The 15,123-nt window shown below is 67.6% G+C and carries 13 protein-coding genes; 12 read left to right on the top strand and 1 reads right to left on the bottom strand.

All coding sequences use genetic code 11. From position 1 onward, the window contains the following. Positions 1 to 131 precede the first annotated feature (131 nt). The 9 genes from AC3WL7_RS04465 to hslU all read left to right on the top strand — a co-directional run bounded on the left by AC3WL7_RS04465 (position 132) and on the right by hslU (position 7,878). Positions 132 to 2,243: a S9 family peptidase gene (locus AC3WL7_RS04465; RefSeq protein WP_492749489.1), complete on the top strand. Its 2,112-nt coding sequence runs from the start codon at positions 132 to 134 to the stop codon at positions 2,241 to 2,243. Between the two features lie 54 nt (positions 2,244 to 2,297). Beyond that, a complete protein-coding gene (locus AC3WL7_RS04460) occupies positions 2,298 to 2,720 on the top strand; it encodes a YbaN family protein (protein WP_079223441.1) in 423 nt (140 codons plus the stop codon). 118 nt (positions 2,721 to 2,838) lie between these two features. Continuing rightward, positions 2,839 to 3,090: an LPS translocon maturation chaperone LptM gene (gene lptM / locus AC3WL7_RS04455; RefSeq protein ID WP_108758871.1), complete on the top strand. Its 252-nt coding sequence runs from the start codon at positions 2,839 to 2,841 to the stop codon at positions 3,088 to 3,090. After that, positions 3,083 to 3,934, top strand: a complete 852-nt coding sequence (gene dapF / locus AC3WL7_RS04450) for a diaminopimelate epimerase (RefSeq protein ID WP_492749488.1) — start codon at positions 3,083 to 3,085, stop codon at positions 3,932 to 3,934. The genes lptM and dapF overlap by 8 nt, the downstream gene beginning before the upstream one ends. After that, positions 3,931 to 4,605: a DUF484 family protein gene (locus AC3WL7_RS04445; protein WP_079223435.1), complete on the top strand. Its 675-nt coding sequence runs from the start codon at positions 3,931 to 3,933 to the stop codon at positions 4,603 to 4,605. Before dapF ends, AC3WL7_RS04445 begins: the two co-directional genes overlap by 4 nt. A 16-nt stretch (positions 4,606 to 4,621) precedes the next feature. Next, positions 4,622 to 5,503, top strand: coding sequence for a tyrosine recombinase XerC (gene xerC / locus AC3WL7_RS04440; protein ID WP_079223433.1), 882 nt, complete (start codon positions 4,622 to 4,624; stop codon positions 5,501 to 5,503). 114 nt (positions 5,504 to 5,617) lie between these two features. Beyond that, entirely contained in the window at positions 5,618 to 5,818 is a 201-nt protein-coding gene (locus tag AC3WL7_RS04435; protein WP_049456730.1) for a DUF3079 domain-containing protein, read from the top strand. Between the two features lie 74 nt (positions 5,819 to 5,892). Beyond that, on the top strand, positions 5,893 to 6,444 hold the full coding sequence (hslV, locus tag AC3WL7_RS04430; protein ID WP_079223431.1) for an ATP-dependent protease subunit HslV: 552 nt from the start codon (positions 5,893 to 5,895) through the stop codon (positions 6,442 to 6,444). 60 nt (positions 6,445 to 6,504) lie between these two features. After that, complete coding sequence (gene hslU, locus AC3WL7_RS04425; protein WP_108747398.1) at positions 6,505 to 7,878, top strand: ATP-dependent protease ATPase subunit HslU; 1,374 nt, start codon at positions 6,505 to 6,507, stop codon at positions 7,876 to 7,878. Positions 7,879 to 8,269: 391 nt separating this feature from the next. Here hslU and AC3WL7_RS04420 read toward each other — a convergent pair whose 3' ends face one another. Continuing rightward, positions 8,270 to 8,923, bottom strand: coding sequence for a TetR family transcriptional regulator (locus tag AC3WL7_RS04420; RefSeq protein ID WP_108747397.1), 654 nt, complete (start codon positions 8,921 to 8,923; stop codon positions 8,270 to 8,272). A 236-nt stretch (positions 8,924 to 9,159) separates the two neighbouring features. Between AC3WL7_RS04420 and smeD the strand changes: the two genes are divergently transcribed. From smeD to smeF, 3 genes are read left to right on the top strand one after another with little or no spacing between them, the layout of a single operon-like run. Further along, positions 9,160 to 10,347 (top strand): multidrug efflux RND transporter periplasmic adaptor subunit SmeD, encoded by a 1,188-nt coding sequence (gene smeD / locus AC3WL7_RS04415; protein ID WP_492749487.1) that lies wholly within the window; start codon positions 9,160 to 9,162, stop codon positions 10,345 to 10,347. Positions 10,348 to 10,359: 12 nt separating this feature from the next. Beyond that, complete coding sequence (gene smeE / locus AC3WL7_RS04410; RefSeq protein WP_492749486.1) at positions 10,360 to 13,539, top strand: multidrug efflux RND transporter permease subunit SmeE; 3,180 nt, start codon at positions 10,360 to 10,362, stop codon at positions 13,537 to 13,539. Then, on the top strand, positions 13,532 to 14,917 hold the full coding sequence (gene smeF, locus AC3WL7_RS04405; protein WP_492749485.1) for a multidrug efflux RND transporter outer membrane subunit SmeF: 1,386 nt from the start codon (positions 13,532 to 13,534) through the stop codon (positions 14,915 to 14,917). Before smeE ends, smeF begins: the two co-directional genes overlap by 8 nt. Positions 14,918 to 15,123 lie beyond the last annotated feature (206 nt).

Below are 15,123 nucleotides of genomic sequence, written 5' to 3'. Positions count from 1 at the left end.
CTGGCCGGCTGAGGTTGCCGGCCAGCGGCCGGCACTACCCGTGACGATCCGCAGGGTTGCCCACCGTCCTCCCGCAACCCAGACTCAGGCACAAGGACGCCATTGCATTGCCCCTCAAGGAGCCTTATCTCATGAAATCCACCCTCTGCCTGTTGCTTGCCAGCCTGATGACCAGCACCGTTACCGCCGCCACCCCGCCCGTTCCGCCGGATGCCGCCAAGCACCCGCACGTGGTCAAGGCGCCGTTCGGCGCCACCCGCAACGATGACTACTACTGGCTGCGCGACGACAAGCGCGAGAACAAGGACATGCTGGCCTACCTGCAGGCCGAGAATGCCTACACCGACCAGCTGCTGGCGCCGCTGAAGCCGCTGGAAGACACCCTGTACAAGGAAATCGTCGGCCGCATCAAGCAGGACGATGCCAGCGTGCCGGCGCGCGAGCGCGGCTACTGGTACTACAGCCGCTACGAGACCGGCCAGGATTACCCCATCCATGCGCGCCGCAAGGGCAGCATGGATGCCGCCGAGGAAGTCCTGCTGGACGTCAATACGATGGCCGCCGGCAAGGGCTACTTCAGCGTCGGTTCGATGGAAGTGAGCCAGGACAACCAGCTGCTGGCCTGGGCCGACGATGACGTCGGCCGCCGCCAGTACACGATCCGCTTCAAGGACCTGGCTACTGGCAAGGTGCTGCCCGACGTCATCACCGGCAGCTCCGGCGACCTGGTCTGGGCCGACGACAACCGCACCGTGCTGTATGTCGAGAATGATCCGGAAACGCTGCTGACCGTGCGGGTGAAGAAGCACGTGCTGGGCACCCCGGCCAGCGCCGACACCGTCGTCTATGAAGAGAAGGACGACAGCTTCTACATGGGCATCGGCCGCACCCGCGACGATCGCTTCATCACCATCGGCGTGCACAGCACCGTGTCCTCGGAAGAGCGCTACGCGCCGGCCAGCGACCCGACCACCTTCACCGTACTGGCGCCGCGCCAGCGTGACGTCGAGTACGACGCCGACCACTACGATGGCCGCTGGGTGATCCGCACCAACGATGGCGCGAAGAACTTCAAGCTGGTCACCGCGCCGACCGATGCCACCTCCCGCGCGCAGTGGAAGGACTGGATCGCGCACGACGATGCGGTGTTCATCGAAGGCTTCGAGCTGTTCGATGCGTACACCGCCATCGCCGAACGTTCCGAAGGCCTGGAGCGCATCCGCCTGCTGTTCAAGGATGGCCGCAGCGATTACGTGAAGGCCGACGAGCCGGCGTATTCGATGGGCCTGGGCGACAACACCGAGGCCGATACGCCGTGGCTGCGTTACGTCTACACCTCGATGACCACCCCGACCACGGTGTTCGAACTGAATACCGCCACCGGCGAGCGCCGCCAGCTGAAGGTGCAGCCGGTGATCGGCTATGACGCCTCGAAGTACGAAACCGACCGCGTCTGGATCACCGCGCGCGACGGGGTGAAGGTGCCGGTGTCGCTGGTCTACCGCAAGGGCTACCAGAAGGATGGCACGGGCGCGCTGTTCCAGTACGCCTACGGCAGCTACGGCATGTCGATGGACCCGTACTTCAACCAGACGGCGGTGAGCCTGCTCGACCGTGGCGTGGTGTATGCCATCGCCCATATCCGCGGTGGCCAGGAGATGGGCCGCGACTGGTACGAGAACGGCAAGCTGCTGCACAAGCAGAACACCTTCAACGACTTCATCGACGTCACCCGCGGCCTGGTTGCCCAGGGCTGGGCGGCGAAGGATCGCGTCGCCGCCTCCGGTGGCAGCGCCGGTGGCCTGCTGATGGGCGCGGTGGCCAACCAGGCGCCGCAGGATTACCGGGTGATGGTGGCGCAGGTGCCGTTCGTCGACGTGGTCACCACGATGCTCGACCCGACCATCCCGCTGACCACCAACGAGTACGACGAGTGGGGCAACCCGGAGCAGAAGCCGTACTACGACTACATGCTGTCCTACTCGCCCTACGACAACGTCAAGCAGCAGGCCTATCCGGCGCTGTTCGTCGGTACCGGCCTGTGGGATTCGCAGGTGCAGTACTGGGAACCGGCCAAGTGGGTGGCCAAGCTGCGTGATGACAACACCGGCCATTACCCGATCGTGTTCCGCACCAACATGGAAGCTGGCCACGGCGGCAAGTCCGGGCGCTTCCAGCGTTACCGCGAGCTGTCCGAGTCGTACGCGTTCGTGCTGCAGCAGCTGGGCATCGTCCAGCCTTGATCGCGACAGGGTGCCGGGCACTGCCTGGCACCCTGAACCGGTATCCTTGCGGCCATGACCGCACCTGCGCCACCGCCTCCGGATGACACCCCGCCACCGCGCGTGGTGCGTTTCCGCTGGGCGTGGTGGCTGCTGGCCTACGCCAGCTTGGGCACCGGCATCGTCGGCATCTTCGTGCCGGGCCTGCCGACCACCGTATTCATCCTGATTTCGGCCTGGGCCGCCTCGCGCGGCTCCGAGCGCCTGCACAACTGGCTGCTGCAGCACCCGCGCTTCGGCCCGGCCATCGCCAACTGGCAGGCGCACGGCGCCGTCAGCCGCTACGGCAAGTGGATGGCCACGATCACCATGGCCGTGTGCGCCGGCATCATGCTGTGGTGCGTGCCGATCGCCTGGGTGAAGTGGTTCTCCATCGGCAGCATGGCCGTGGTGGCAATCTGGCTGTGGACGCGCCCGCTGCCGCCACCGGCGGGGTAAAGTCGACCGTTGGTCGACTGCTCTCCCGGCCGCCGGCGAAAACCCCGCGCTGCGCGCGATAGTCGACCAACGGTCGACTCTACCTACCGCTCAGCCGCCAATGGCTATACTCGGGCGCATGAAGATCCCCCATCGCAACGCCATCCTGATTCCGCTGGCAGCGGCCTCGCTGCTGTTCCTGTCCGCCTGTGGCAACAAGGGCCCGCTGGTACTGCCGCAGAAGCCGGTGCCGGTGGAAGAGACGGTCGAACCGGCCGCCGCGCCCGAAGCCACCCCGGAAGCCACGCCCGAAGCGACCCAGCCGACCAGCGACGGCAGCCCCTCGGTCACCCCGGACCCGATCAAGCCGGTGGACGGTGGGAATGAGTAAGGCCGGCTCCACGGCCCTGCGCTTCAGCAAGATGCACGGCGCGGGCAACGATTTCGTAGTGATCGACCTGCGCGACGGCACGCCGCCGCCCACCCCGCAGCTGGCCGCGCGCCTGGCCGACCGCCATACCGGCGTGGGCTGCGACCAGATCCTGACCATCGAGGCCCCGCGCGCGGAAGGCTCGGTGGCGTCCTACCGGATCTGGAATGCCGATGGCTCCAATTCCGAACAGTGCGGCAACGGCGCGCGCTGCATTGCGGCCTGGCTGGTGCGCGAGGGCAGTGCGCAGGGCGAGCGCTTCGTGATCGACAGCCCGCTGGCCAGCCACGACGTGCAGGTGCTGGGCGATGGCCGCTTCTCGGTGGCCATGGGCGTGCCGGCGTTCGAGCCGACGCAGGTTCCGCTGGTGGGCTTCGCCCATCCGCGCGACGAGTACCTGATGCCGTTGCAGGGCGAAACCGTGCGTTTCTCGGCGGTGTCGATGGGCAACCCGCACGCGGTCATCGAAGTGGGCCTGATCGATGCCGCACCGGTCGAGCGCGTCGGCTCGCTGCTGCAGCAGCATGCGTCGTTCCCGCAGTCGGTCAACGTGGGCTTCGCCCAGGTGATCGGCCCGGACCACGCGCGCCTGCGCGTGTACGAGCGGGGCGTCGGCGAAACCCTGGCCTGCGGCAGCGGTGCCTGTGCCGCCGCCGTCACCCTGATGCAGCGCGGCCGCCTGCAGAGCGATGCACGCATCAGCCTGCCCGGTGGCGAACTTCGCATCCAGTGGCCGGGCGACGGCCAGCCGGTGGTGATGGCCGGCCCGACCGCATTCGTCTTCGAAGGGGAGTGGACCGCATGAGTGAGACCGTCGACAAGCTCGGGGGCCATGACGTCGCTGCGTGGTTGCGGCGGCATCCGGGCTTCCTCAAGCAGTTCCCCGACCTGGCCCTGACCCTGGTGGTGCCGCGCGATGACGGCCCCACCGCGTCGCTGGCCAGCTACCAGCTGGAAGTGCTGCGCGAGAAGAACCGCGAGCTGGCGCGACGGTTGGCCGACCTGGGCGCGACCGCACAGGTCAACGAGCGGTTGGCGGTGCGCACGCACCAGCTGACCCTGGCCCTGATGAAGCAGGACACCGCCGCTGACACCCTGCGTGCAATGGCGGCGTCGCTGCAGGAAGATTTTGCCGGCGACCTGGTGCGCCTGGTGGTGCACGCGCCGGTGGCCGGGCTGGAGCAGGCCGAGTGGCTGCAGGTGATCGCCGCCGACGATGCCCAGCTGGGCCCGTTCCGCGATTGCCTGAAGGACGGCGAGCCGATCTGCGGGCGCCTGCAGCCGGAAAAGAACGCGGTGCTGTACGGCGCGCGCAGCGACGAGGTGCAGACCACCGCACTGCTGCCGTTGCCCGGCATCGGCCTGATCGCCGTCGGCAGCCACGATGCCAACCGCTTCTACCCGGGCATGGGCACGCTGTTCCTGCGCATGATGGGCGATGCGCTGGTGGCTGGCCTGAAGCGCTTCGAGCGCTGAGCCGGGCCGCACGACGATGAGCGCGGTTCAGCACTTCCTGCAGCACCTGCAGGTGGAACGGCGGATGTCGGCGCACACGCTCGATGCCTACCGCCGCGACCTGGATGCACTGTCGGTCTGGGTCGAACCGCGCGGGGTGGCCGTGGAAGCCCTGGACGCCGAAACGCTGCGCCAGTTCGTCGCCGACGAGCACCGCCGCGGGCTGTCGGCCAAGAGCCTGCAGCGCCGGCTGTCGGCCTGCCGCAGTTTCTACGCCTGGCTGCTCAAGCACGGGCGCATCGAGGTGAGCCCCGCAGCCACCCTGAAGGCGCCACGCGCACCGCGGCGCCTGCCGCAGGTGCTCGATGCCGATGAAGCCGTGCAACTGGTCGAGCTGGAGCCGGAAGGCGAACTCGGCCGCCGCGACCGCGCGCTGCTGGAACTGTTCTATTCCTCCGGCCTGCGCCTGAGCGAAGTGTGTGCGCTGACCTGGCGCGACCTGGATTTCGACAGCGGCCTGGTCAACGTGCTGGGCAAGGGCAACCGCCAGCGCCGGGTGCCGTTTGGCCGCCCCGCACGCGAAGCGCTGCTGGCCTGGCGCGCGGAAAGCGGCGGTGGCCCGGCGACGCCGGTGTTCCCCGGCCGCAACGGGCCGATCAGCCAGCGTGCGGTGCAGATCCGCATCCGCCAGCTGGCCCAGCGCCAGGGCCTGTTCAAGCACGTGCACCCGCACATGCTGCGGCACAGTTTCGCCAGCCACATCCTGGAATCGTCCGGCGACCTGCGGGGCGTGCAGGAGCTGCTTGGCCACGCCGACATCGCCACCACCCAGATCTACACCCACCTGGATTTCCAACACCTGGCCAAGGTCTACGACGCCGCGCACCCGCGCGCCAAGCGCCGCAGCAAGGACGGGTAGCGCCGGGCCATGCCCGGCGGGCGCGATGGCCTCATGGCCTCCGCTTGATCTGCATCAGGGCAGGGCGGGGGCGCAGTGGCGCATCGTGGCCGCAGGCCACGAGGAACCGCCGCCATGGCAAAGCCCATTCCGCTGCATCCCAAGCATCCCGAACGTATCTGCTGGGGCTGCGACCGCTACTGCGCGGCCGACGCGCTGGCCTGCGGCAATGGCTCCGGCCGCACCCAGCACCCCATCGAAACCCAAGGCGAGGACTGGTACCTCGCCTGGGGCATCGAACCCAATCCGGATCGGCCTTCGCATGCCAAGCGCTGAACGGCAGCCATCCGCGCAGGCTTGATCGCTCCCGGCGCTGTCCCCATGTCCCGTGAACAGCTATCGGAGGCCGCATGGACCCCAGTCAGAATCCCAATGTTTTCCACGCCACCACCATCGTCTGCGTGCGCCGCGGCGACCACGTGGCCATTGCCGGTGATGGCCAGGTCACCCTCGGCCACACGGTGATGAAGGGCAATGCGCGCAAGGTGCGCCGCCTCGGCCGCGACGGCCAGGTGCTGGCCGGCTTCGCCGGTGCCGCCGCCGATGCTTTCACCCTGTTCGAGCTGTTCGAGGCCAAGCTGGAAAAGCATGGCCAGCTGCAGCGCGCGGCCGTCGAGCTGGCCAAGGATTGGCGTACCGAACGCCGCCTGGGCAAGCTGGAAGCCCTGCTGGCGGTGGCCGACAAGGAAACCTCGCTGATCATCAGCGGCACCGGTGATGTGATCGAGCCGGAGGACGGCATCATCGCCATCGGTTCCGGTGGTTCCTATGCCCTGTCGGCCGCGCGCGCACTGATGGCGCACACCGAACTGGATGCGCGCACGATTGCCAGCGAAGCGATCGGCATCGCCGGCGACATCTGCATCTACACCAACCGCAACGTGGTGGTCGAGGAGCTGTAACGCTCCCCGATCCGCCGGGCATGGCCCGGCGCTACCGACAACGAATTCGTGAGCACATCCATGTCGAAGATCGAAGTTTCCTCCGCCACCATGACCCCGCGCGAGATCGTGCAGGAACTGGACCGGCACATCGTCGGCCAGCACGACGCCAAGCGCGCGGTGGCCATCGCCCTGCGCAACCGCTGGCGCCGCATGCAGCTGGTGCCTGAGCTGCGCAATGAAGTGATGCCGAAGAACATCCTGATGATCGGCCCTACCGGTGTCGGCAAGACCGAGATCGCGCGCCGCCTGGCCACCCTGGCCAACGCGCCGTTCGTGAAGGTCGAAGCGACCCGCTTCACCGAAGTGGGCTACGTCGGCAAGGACGTCGAGCAGATCATCCGCGACCTGGCCGATACCGCGGTCAAGCTTTACCGCGAGCAGGCCAAGGTGCGCGTGCGTACCCAGGCCGAAGAGCGCGCCGAAGACCGCATCCTCGACGCACTGCTGCCGCGCCGCAGCGGCGGCATCGGTTTCGACCCGGAAGTGGCCCGCAACGAGCCGTCGGCGCAGGACAACGAGACCCGCATCAAGTTCCGCAAGATGCTGCGTAACGGCGAGCTGGACGATCGCGAGATCGAGCTCGACCTGGCGGCCAACGTCAGCATGGACATCATGACCCCGCCGGGCATGGAAGAAATGGGCCAGCAGCTGAAGTCGATGTTCGCCAACCTCGGCGGCGGCGCCAAGGCGCACAAGCGCACGCTGACCATCAAGGCCGCGCGCCCGCTGCTGGTGGAAGAAGAAGCCGGCAAGCTGGTCAACGAGGACGATATCCGCACCGCGGCGATCGAAGCCTGCGAACAGCACGGCATCGTCTTCATCGACGAGATCGACAAGGTTGCCAAGCGTGGCGATAACGTGGGCGGTGGTGATGTGTCCCGCGAAGGCGTGCAGCGCGACCTGCTGCCGCTGGTGGAAGGCTCCAATGTGTCCACCAAGTACGGCACGATCAAGACCGACCACATCCTGTTCATTGCCTCGGGCGCGTTCCACCTGGCCAAGCCCAGCGACCTGATTCCGGAACTGCAGGGTCGTTTCCCGATCCGCGTGGAGCTGGGCGCACTGAGCAAGAACGACTTCGTGCGCATCCTGACCGAGCCGAAGGCCGCGCTGACCAAGCAGTACGAAGCGCTGCTGGCCACCGAAGGCGTCAAGGTCAGCTTCACCGCCGATGCCATCGACCGCCTGGCCGAGATCGCCTTCCAGGTGAACGAGCGCCAGGAAAACATCGGCGCCCGCCGCCTGCACACCGTGCTGGAACGCCTGCTGGATTCGCTCAGCTACGAGGCGCCGGACCGCGACGGCGAAACCCTGGCCATCGACAGCGCCTACGTCGATGCACACCTGGGCGAGCTGGTGCAGGACCCGGACCTGAGCCGCTACATCCTGTAATGCAGAAGGCCGCCGAAAGGCGGCCTTTTCGTTTGCGCGTACGGCATCCACGCATGGCGTGGATCTACTGCCGGGCTATGCCGGGTGGCTTTCCTTCCGGCGTGCATTGCATCGAACGCAGGCCGCGCTTCGCGCTCGCCGGGCCATGCCCGGCGGCTTTCCTTCCGGTGTGCACTGCATCGAACGCAGGCTGCGCTTCGCGCTCGCCGGGCATGGCCCGGCGCTACCAATGTGGAAGGGTCGCGGTAGCGCCGGGCCATGCCGGGTGGCTTTCCTTCCGGCGTGCATTGCATCGAACGCAGGCCGCGCTTCGCGCTCGCCGGGCATGGCCCGGCGCTACCAATGCGTGAGCGGCGCGGTAGCGCCGGGCCATGCCCGGCGGCAGCCACCGCTACGGCAGCGGCTCGGGAATCGAGCCCGGCACGAACACGCCTTCCTTCACGTAGGCGGTCAGCGTCATGTCCAGCGCGAGCATGCCGTCGCGCTTGAGGTCCATCAGTTCCGGTTCGACCATCGCCCCGTGCAGCACGCCCAGCACGGTGGCGTGCAGCATGCGTGCGGCGATCTTCGGGTCGGCGCCATCGCGCAGCTGGCCCAGGTCCTGCGCCCGGCGCAGGGCGCGCTCCATCCGGTCCAGCGCATCGCGGAACCCGGACTGCTGCAGCTCGGCCAGCGCCCGGCTTTCCGAGGAAGCATCGCTGCGCAGCATGATTTCCATGGTCTTGCGCAGGCGCTCGTCTTCGGACAGTTCGATGAACGAGTAGATCATCACCGCGCGCAGGTCGTGGATCGGCGTCCGCCGTTCGTCGCTGGAGGTGCGCTCCAGTTCCTGCATGAAGGGCAGGTGCACCCGCTGGATGATCGCGGCCAGCACCTCGGTCTTGTTCTTGAAGTGCCAGTAGACCGCGCCACGGGTATAGCCGGCGCGGGCGCCGATCATCTCCAGCGTGGTCCGGGCCACGCCGTGTTCATGGAAGCAGGCCTCGGCAGCATCAAGGATGCCTACGCGGGTTGCCTCGGTGTCTTCTTTGGTCTTGCGCGCCATGGGTCGGAGAGTGGGTACCAGTGCCGGTGAAACCTGGCTGAATTGTATCGCTTTACAAACAAACAAGCATGTATGTATATTTCGCCCCCATGCTCCCCGTCGTGTATGCGCGCTGGCTGATGCCTGCGCCGTGCGCGGGGATGCCTGCCCGCTGCGACAACCGCGCCCCCGGACCGGGATGCGGCTGCGTATCACGGCAAGCTGAGAATCTTTTCCCTTCCCCGAGCCCCAGCCCCATGCCCCTGACCCGAATCCGCCCCTTCCTGCTGTCGCTGGTCATCGCCGCGACCGTGGCCGCCTGCGGTGGCCAACCCGAACAGCCCCAGCAAGGCCCCGGCCAGGTGACCGTGGTCACCCTGAAGTCGGAAAGCGTGGGCCTGACCCGCGAACTGCCGGGCCGCACCAATGCCTTCCTGGTGGCCGAAGTCCGGCCGCAGGTCAGTGGCATCGTCGCCAAGCGCCTGTTCACTGAAGGCGGCCTGGTGAAGGAAGGGCAGCCGCTGTACCAGATCGAAGACGCCAGCTACCGCGCCCAGGCCAACAGCGCCCGCGCCCAGCTGGCCCGTGCCGAGGCCACCGCCAACGCCGCGCGCCTGAGCGCCAAGCGCATCACCGAGCTGGCCAAGGTCGATGCGGTCAGCCAGCAGGACCTGGAAAACGCCGTCGCCACGCAGAAGCAGGCCGAGGCCGACGTCGGTGCCGCCAAGGCCGCGCTGGACGCGGCCAACGTCACCCTCGGCTATGCCCGCATCACCGCGCCGATCAGCGGCCGCATCGGCAAGTCCAGCGTCACCCAGGGCGCGCTGGTCAGTGTTGGCCAGGCCGACGCGCTGGCCACCGTGCAGCAGCTCACCCCGATCTACGTCGACCTGACCCAGTCCTCGGCCGAGCTGCTGCAGCTGCGCCGCGAACTGGCCGCTGGCCGCCTGCAGGACAACCAGACCCTGCCGGTCACCATCCTGCTGGAAGACGGCAGCGAGTTCCCGCACAAGGGCGCGCTGGAGTTCTCCGAAGTGAGCGTCGACCCGACCACCGGCAGCTACGCGCTGCGGGTGAAGGTGGACAACCCCGAGGGCCTGCTGATGCCGGGCATGTACGTGCGCGCGGTGATCGGCGGCGGCGTGCGCGCCGATGCCGTGCTGGTGCCGATGCAGGGCATCGCCCGCGATGCCAAGGGCGATACCAGCGCCATGGTGGTCGGCAAGGACAACAAGGTCGAAGTGCGCCCGGTGAAGGTCAGCCGCGCGCTGGCCGACAAGTGGCTGGTCGAGGACGGCCTGCAGCCGGGTGACAAGGTCATCGTCGAAGGCCTGCAGAAGATCGGCCCCGGCATGCCCGTGCAGGCCACCGAGAAGGGCGCCGCCCCGGCACAGCCGGACGCCGCCCCGCAGCCTGCCGCCCAGCCGGCCGGCGAAGCGAAGTAAGCGGAGAATTCCATGGCACGTTTTTTCATTGATCGACCCATCTTCGCGTGGGTGATCGCCATCATCATCATGCTGGCCGGTGCGCTGGCGGTGATGAAGCTGCCGGTGTCGATGTATCCCGAGGTCGCCCCGCCGGCCGTCGAGATCAGCGCCACCTACCCGGGTGCATCGGCCAAGGTGGTCGAGGACTCGGTGACGCAGATCATCGAGCAGAACATGAAGGGCCTGGACGGCCTGATCTACTTCTCCTCCAACAGCTCGGCCAACGGCCAGGCCACCATCACCCTCACCTTCGAAGCCGGCACCAACCCGGACATCGCCCAGGTGCAGGTGCAGAACAAGCTGCAGCTGGCCATGCCGCTGCTGCCGCAGGAAGTGCAGCGGCAGGGCATCAACGTGGCCAAGTCCAGCAGCGGCTTCCTGCAGGTGCTCGGCTTCGTGTCCAACGACGGCAGCATGGATGCCAACGACATCGCCGACTACGTGGGCTCCAATGTGGTCGACACGCTCAGCCGCGTGCCGGGCGTGGGCAACATCCAGGTGTTCGGTGGCAAGTACGCCATGCGCATCTGGCTGGACCCGAACAAGCTGCACACCTACAAGCTGTCGGTCGATGAAGTGACCGCGGCGATCACCGCACAGAACGCACAGGTGGCCATCGGCCAGCTGGGCGGCGCGCCGTCGGTGAAGGGCCAGCAGCTCAACGCCACCATCAACGCGCAGGACCGCCTGCAGACCCCGGAACAGTTCCGCAACATCCTGGTGCGTGGCGGCACCGATGGCAGCGAACTGCGCCTGGGCGACGTCGCCCGTGTCGAACTGGGTGCGGAAAGCTACGACTTCGTTACCCGCTACAACGGCAAGCCGTCCACCGGCATCGCCATCACCCTGGCCACCGGCGCCAACGCGCTGGCCACCGCTGAGGGCGTGCGCACCGCGCTGGACGAAATGAAGGCCAGCTTCCCGGCCGGGCTGGAAACCGTCGTGCCCTACGACACCACCCCGTTCGTGCAGGTCTCGATCAAGGGCGTCATCAAGACCCTGATCGAAGCGATCGTGCTGGTGTTCGTGGTGATGTACCTGTTCCTGCAGAACTTCCGCGCCACCTTGATTCCGACCATCGCTGTGCCGGTGGTGCTGCTGGGCACCTTCGGCGTGCTGGCCATGCTCGGCTTCTCGGTCAACATGCTGACCATGTTCGCCATGGTGCTGGCCATCGGCCTGCTGGTGGACGATGCCATCGTGGTGGTGGAGAACGTCGAGCGCATCATGTCCGAAGAGGGCCTGTCGCCGCTGGAAGCCACCCGCAAGTCGATGGGCCAGATCACCGGCGCGCTGGTGGGCATCGGCCTGGTGCTGTCGGCGGTGTTCGTGCCGATGGCCTTCATGAGCGGCTCCACCGGCATCATCTACCGCCAGTTCTCGGCCACGATCGTCTCGGCCATGGCGCTGTCGGTGCTGGTGGCCATCGTGCTGACCCCGGCGCTGTGCGCGACCATGCTCAAGCCGCTGAAGAAGGGCGAGCACCATGTCGCCCACAGCGGCCTGCTGGGCCGTTTCTTCAACGGCTTCAACCGTGGCTTCGACCGTTCCAGCGAAACCTACCAGCGCGGCGTGAAGGGCATCATCCATCGCCCGTGGCGCTTCATGGGCATCTTCGTGGCCCTGGCCGTGGTGATGGGCGTGCTGTTCGCGCGCCTGCCCAGCTCGTTCCTGCCCAATGAAGACCAGGGCATCATGATGGCGCTGGTGCAGACCCCGGTCGGCGCCACCCAGGAACGTACCCTGGAGGCGATGGCCAAGCTGGAAGACCACTTCCTGAAGAACGAAGCCGATGCGGTCGAGTCCATCTTCGCCGTGCAGGGCTTCAGCTTCGCCGGCATGGGCCAGAACGCGGGCATGGCCTTCGTCAAGCTGAAGGACTGGAAGGAGCGCGACGCCGACCACAGCGTGGGTGCGATCACCGGGCGTGCAATGGGCGCGCTGGGCCAGATCAAGGACGCCTTCATCTTCGCCTTCCCGCCGCCGGCCATGCCGGAGCTGGGCATCGGTTCGGGTTACACGTTCTTCCTGAAGGACACCAGCGGCAAGGGCCACGACGCCCTGCTGGCCGCGCGCAACCAGCTGCTGGGTGCAGCGGGCCAGAGCAAGCTGCTGGCCAACGTGCGCCCCAACGGCCAGGAAGACACGCCGCAGCTGCGCATTGACGTGGACGTGGAAAAGGCCAACGCCCTGGGCTTGTCGGTCAGCTCGATCAACAACACCCTGGCCGCGGCGTGGGGCAGCAGCTACATCGATGACTTCATCGACCGTGGCCGCGTCAAGCGCGTGTACGTGATGGCCGATGCACCGTTCCGCATGAATCCGGACGACTTCAACGTCTGGTCGGTGAAGAACGGGCAGGGCGAGATGGTGCCGTTCAGTGCCTTCGCCTCCAAGCGCTGGGACTACGGTTCGCCGCGCCTGGAACGCTACAACGGCGTGTCGGCGATGGAGATCCAGGGCGAGCCCGCCGCGGGCGTGGCTTCCGGTGATGCCATGGCCGAGATCGAGCGCATCGCCAAGGATCTGCCGCCGGGCTTCGACATCGAATGGACCGCGCTGTCCTACCAGGAGCGCCAGGCCGGTTCGCAGACGCCGCTGCTGTACACGCTGTCGCTGCTGATCGTGTTCCTGTGCCTTGCTGCCCTGTATGAAAGCTGGAGCGTGCCGACCTCGGTGCTGCTGGTGGCGCCGCTGGGCATCCTCGGCGCAGTGCTGGCCAACACCTTCCGCGGCATGGAGCGCGACATCTACTTCCAGGTGGCGATGCTGACCACGGTGGGCCTGACCAGCAAGAACGCGATCCTGATCGTCGAATTTGCCAAGGAAAATCTGGAGAAGGGCGCGGGCCTGATCGAAGCGACGATGCATGCGGTGCGCGACCGCCTGCGCCCGATCATCATGACCTCGCTGGCGTTCGGCCTGGGCGTGCTGCCGCTGGCCATCGCCTCCGGTGCAGGCTCCGGTGCGCAGCGCGCCATCGGTACCGGCGTGCTGGGCGGCATGCTGGTGGGCACCGTGATGGGTGTGTTCTTCATCCCGCTGTTCTTCGTGGTGGTGCAGCGCGTGTTCAACCGCAACAAGGGCAACGGGGGTGGCACGCCGCCGGCCCCGCGCGATGATGCTGCCCATGGAGGTTCCCATGAATAAGACCCCCTTGCTGCTGGCGCTCGTCGCCAGCCTGGGCCTGGCCGGCTGTTCGTCCCTGGCGCCGAAGGACACCGCCGTTGCTCCGGGCATTCCGGCGCAGTGGCCGGCCGAGGCCAGCCAGGGCGAAGTCACCGATGTTGCTGCACTGGGCTGGCGTGACTTCTTCGCCGATGAACGCCTGCAGCAGGTGATCGGCCAGGCGCTGGACAACAACCGCGACCTGCGCGTGGCCGTGCTGAACGTGGAAAAGGCACGCGGCCAGTACCGCGTGCAGCGCGCCGACCGCGTGCCCGGCCTGGCCGCCACCGGCCAGATGGAACGGCAGGGCACCAATGCGGGCGTCACCGAGCAGTTCACCGCCGGCGTGGGCGTGGCCGACTTCGAGCTGGATCTGTTCGGCCGCGTGCGCAACCTCAGCGAATCTGCGTTGCAGCAGTACTTCGCCGTGGCCGCCAACCGCCGCAACGCGCAGCTGAGCCTGGTGGCCGAGACCGCCACCGCCTGGCTGACCTACGGTGCCGATGCGCAGCAGCTGAGGATTTCCGAGGCTACGCTGAAGACCTACGAGGATTCGCTGCGCCTGGCCGAAGCCCGCCATGAACGCGGCGGCAGTTCCGGTCTGGAACTGAGCCAGACCCGCACGCTGGTGGAAACCGCGCGTACCGATGCCGCCCGCCTGCGCGGGCAGCTGGCCCAGGACCGCAACGCGCTGGCGCTGCTGGCCGGTGGCCAGGTCGATGCGGACCTGCTGCCGGACAGCATCGAACCGCAGCTGCTGGCCCTGGCCCCGCCGCCGGCGGGCCTGCCCAGCGACGTGCTGCTGCAGCGCCCGGACATCATGGCCGCCGAACACCAGCTGCTGGCGGCCAACGCCAACATCGGTGCCGCGCGCGCCGCGTTCTTCCCCAGCATCACCCTGACCGGCAGCATCGGCAGTGGCTCGGGCGAACTGTCCAATCTGTTCGACAGCGGCACCCGCGTGTGGAGTTTCCTGCCGAAGATCACCCTGCCGATCTTCCAAGGGGGCAAGCTGCGCGCGAACCTGGCCGTGGCCAATGCGGACCGCGATATCGCCCTGGCGCAGTACGAGAAGGCGATCCAGAGCGGATTCCGCGAAACCTCCGACGCGCTGGCGCTGAACGTCAGCCTGGACGAGCAGGTGAGCGCGCAGCAGCGCCTGGTGGATGCGGCCGAAACGGCCAACCGCCTGTCGCAGGCCCGCTATGACGCTGGCCTGGACAGCTTCGTGACCCTGCTGGACGCACGCCGCACCGCCTACAGCGCGCAGCAGACGCGCCTGCAGACCGAGCTGGCCCAGCAGACCAACCGCATCACCCTGTACAAGGTGCTGGGCGGCGGCTGGCACGAACGCGGGTAACCCCTGGTAGCGCCGGGCCATGCCCGGCGGCTTTGCTGTTGGCGTTCATTGCATCGCATGCGGGACCGCGCTTCGCACTCGCCGGGCATGGCCCGGCGCTACCAGGCGGGGTGATCCCGGTAGCGCCGGGCCGTGCCCGGCGGCTTTGTTTTTGGCGTTCATTGCATCGCATGCGGGACCGCGCTTCGCACTCGCCGGGCATGGCC

It is taken from the genome of Stenotrophomonas sp. FW305-3-2-15-E-LB1 (assembly GCF_058787375.1).
Note: the sequence above shows the minus strand (reverse complement) of the source record. Positions and strands in the feature narration are given on the sequence as shown.

Bases quoted from the DNA above. Each gene is read 5' to 3' on its own strand.
- lptM (WP_108758871.1), top strand. From the start codon at position 2,839: ATGAAGATCCCCCATCGCAACGCCATCCTGATTCCGCTGGCAGCGGCC.
- smeF (WP_492749485.1), top strand. From the start codon at position 13,532: ATGAATAAGACCCCCTTGCTGCTGGCGCTCGTCGCCAGCCTGGGCCTG.
- hslU (WP_108747398.1), top strand. From the start codon at position 6,505: ATGTCGAAGATCGAAGTTTCCTCCGCCACCATGACCCCGCGCGAGATC.
- AC3WL7_RS04460 (WP_079223441.1), top strand. From the start codon at position 2,298: ATGACCGCACCTGCGCCACCGCCTCCGGATGACACCCCGCCACCGCGC.
- AC3WL7_RS04465 (WP_492749489.1), top strand. From the start codon at position 132: ATGAAATCCACCCTCTGCCTGTTGCTTGCCAGCCTGATGACCAGCACC.
- hslV (WP_079223431.1), top strand. From the start codon at position 5,893: ATGGACCCCAGTCAGAATCCCAATGTTTTCCACGCCACCACCATCGTC.
- smeD (WP_492749487.1), top strand. From the start codon at position 9,160: ATGCCCCTGACCCGAATCCGCCCCTTCCTGCTGTCGCTGGTCATCGCC.
- xerC (WP_079223433.1), top strand. From the start codon at position 4,622: ATGAGCGCGGTTCAGCACTTCCTGCAGCACCTGCAGGTGGAACGGCGG.
- AC3WL7_RS04445 (WP_079223435.1), top strand. From the start codon at position 3,931: ATGAGTGAGACCGTCGACAAGCTCGGGGGCCATGACGTCGCTGCGTGG.
- dapF (WP_492749488.1), top strand. From the start codon at position 3,083: ATGAGTAAGGCCGGCTCCACGGCCCTGCGCTTCAGCAAGATGCACGGC.
- smeE (WP_492749486.1), top strand. From the start codon at position 10,360: ATGGCACGTTTTTTCATTGATCGACCCATCTTCGCGTGGGTGATCGCC.
- AC3WL7_RS04435 (WP_049456730.1), top strand. From the start codon at position 5,618: ATGGCAAAGCCCATTCCGCTGCATCCCAAGCATCCCGAACGTATCTGC.
- AC3WL7_RS04420 (WP_108747397.1), bottom strand. From the start codon at position 8,923: ATGGCGCGCAAGACCAAAGAAGACACCGAGGCAACCCGCGTAGGCATC.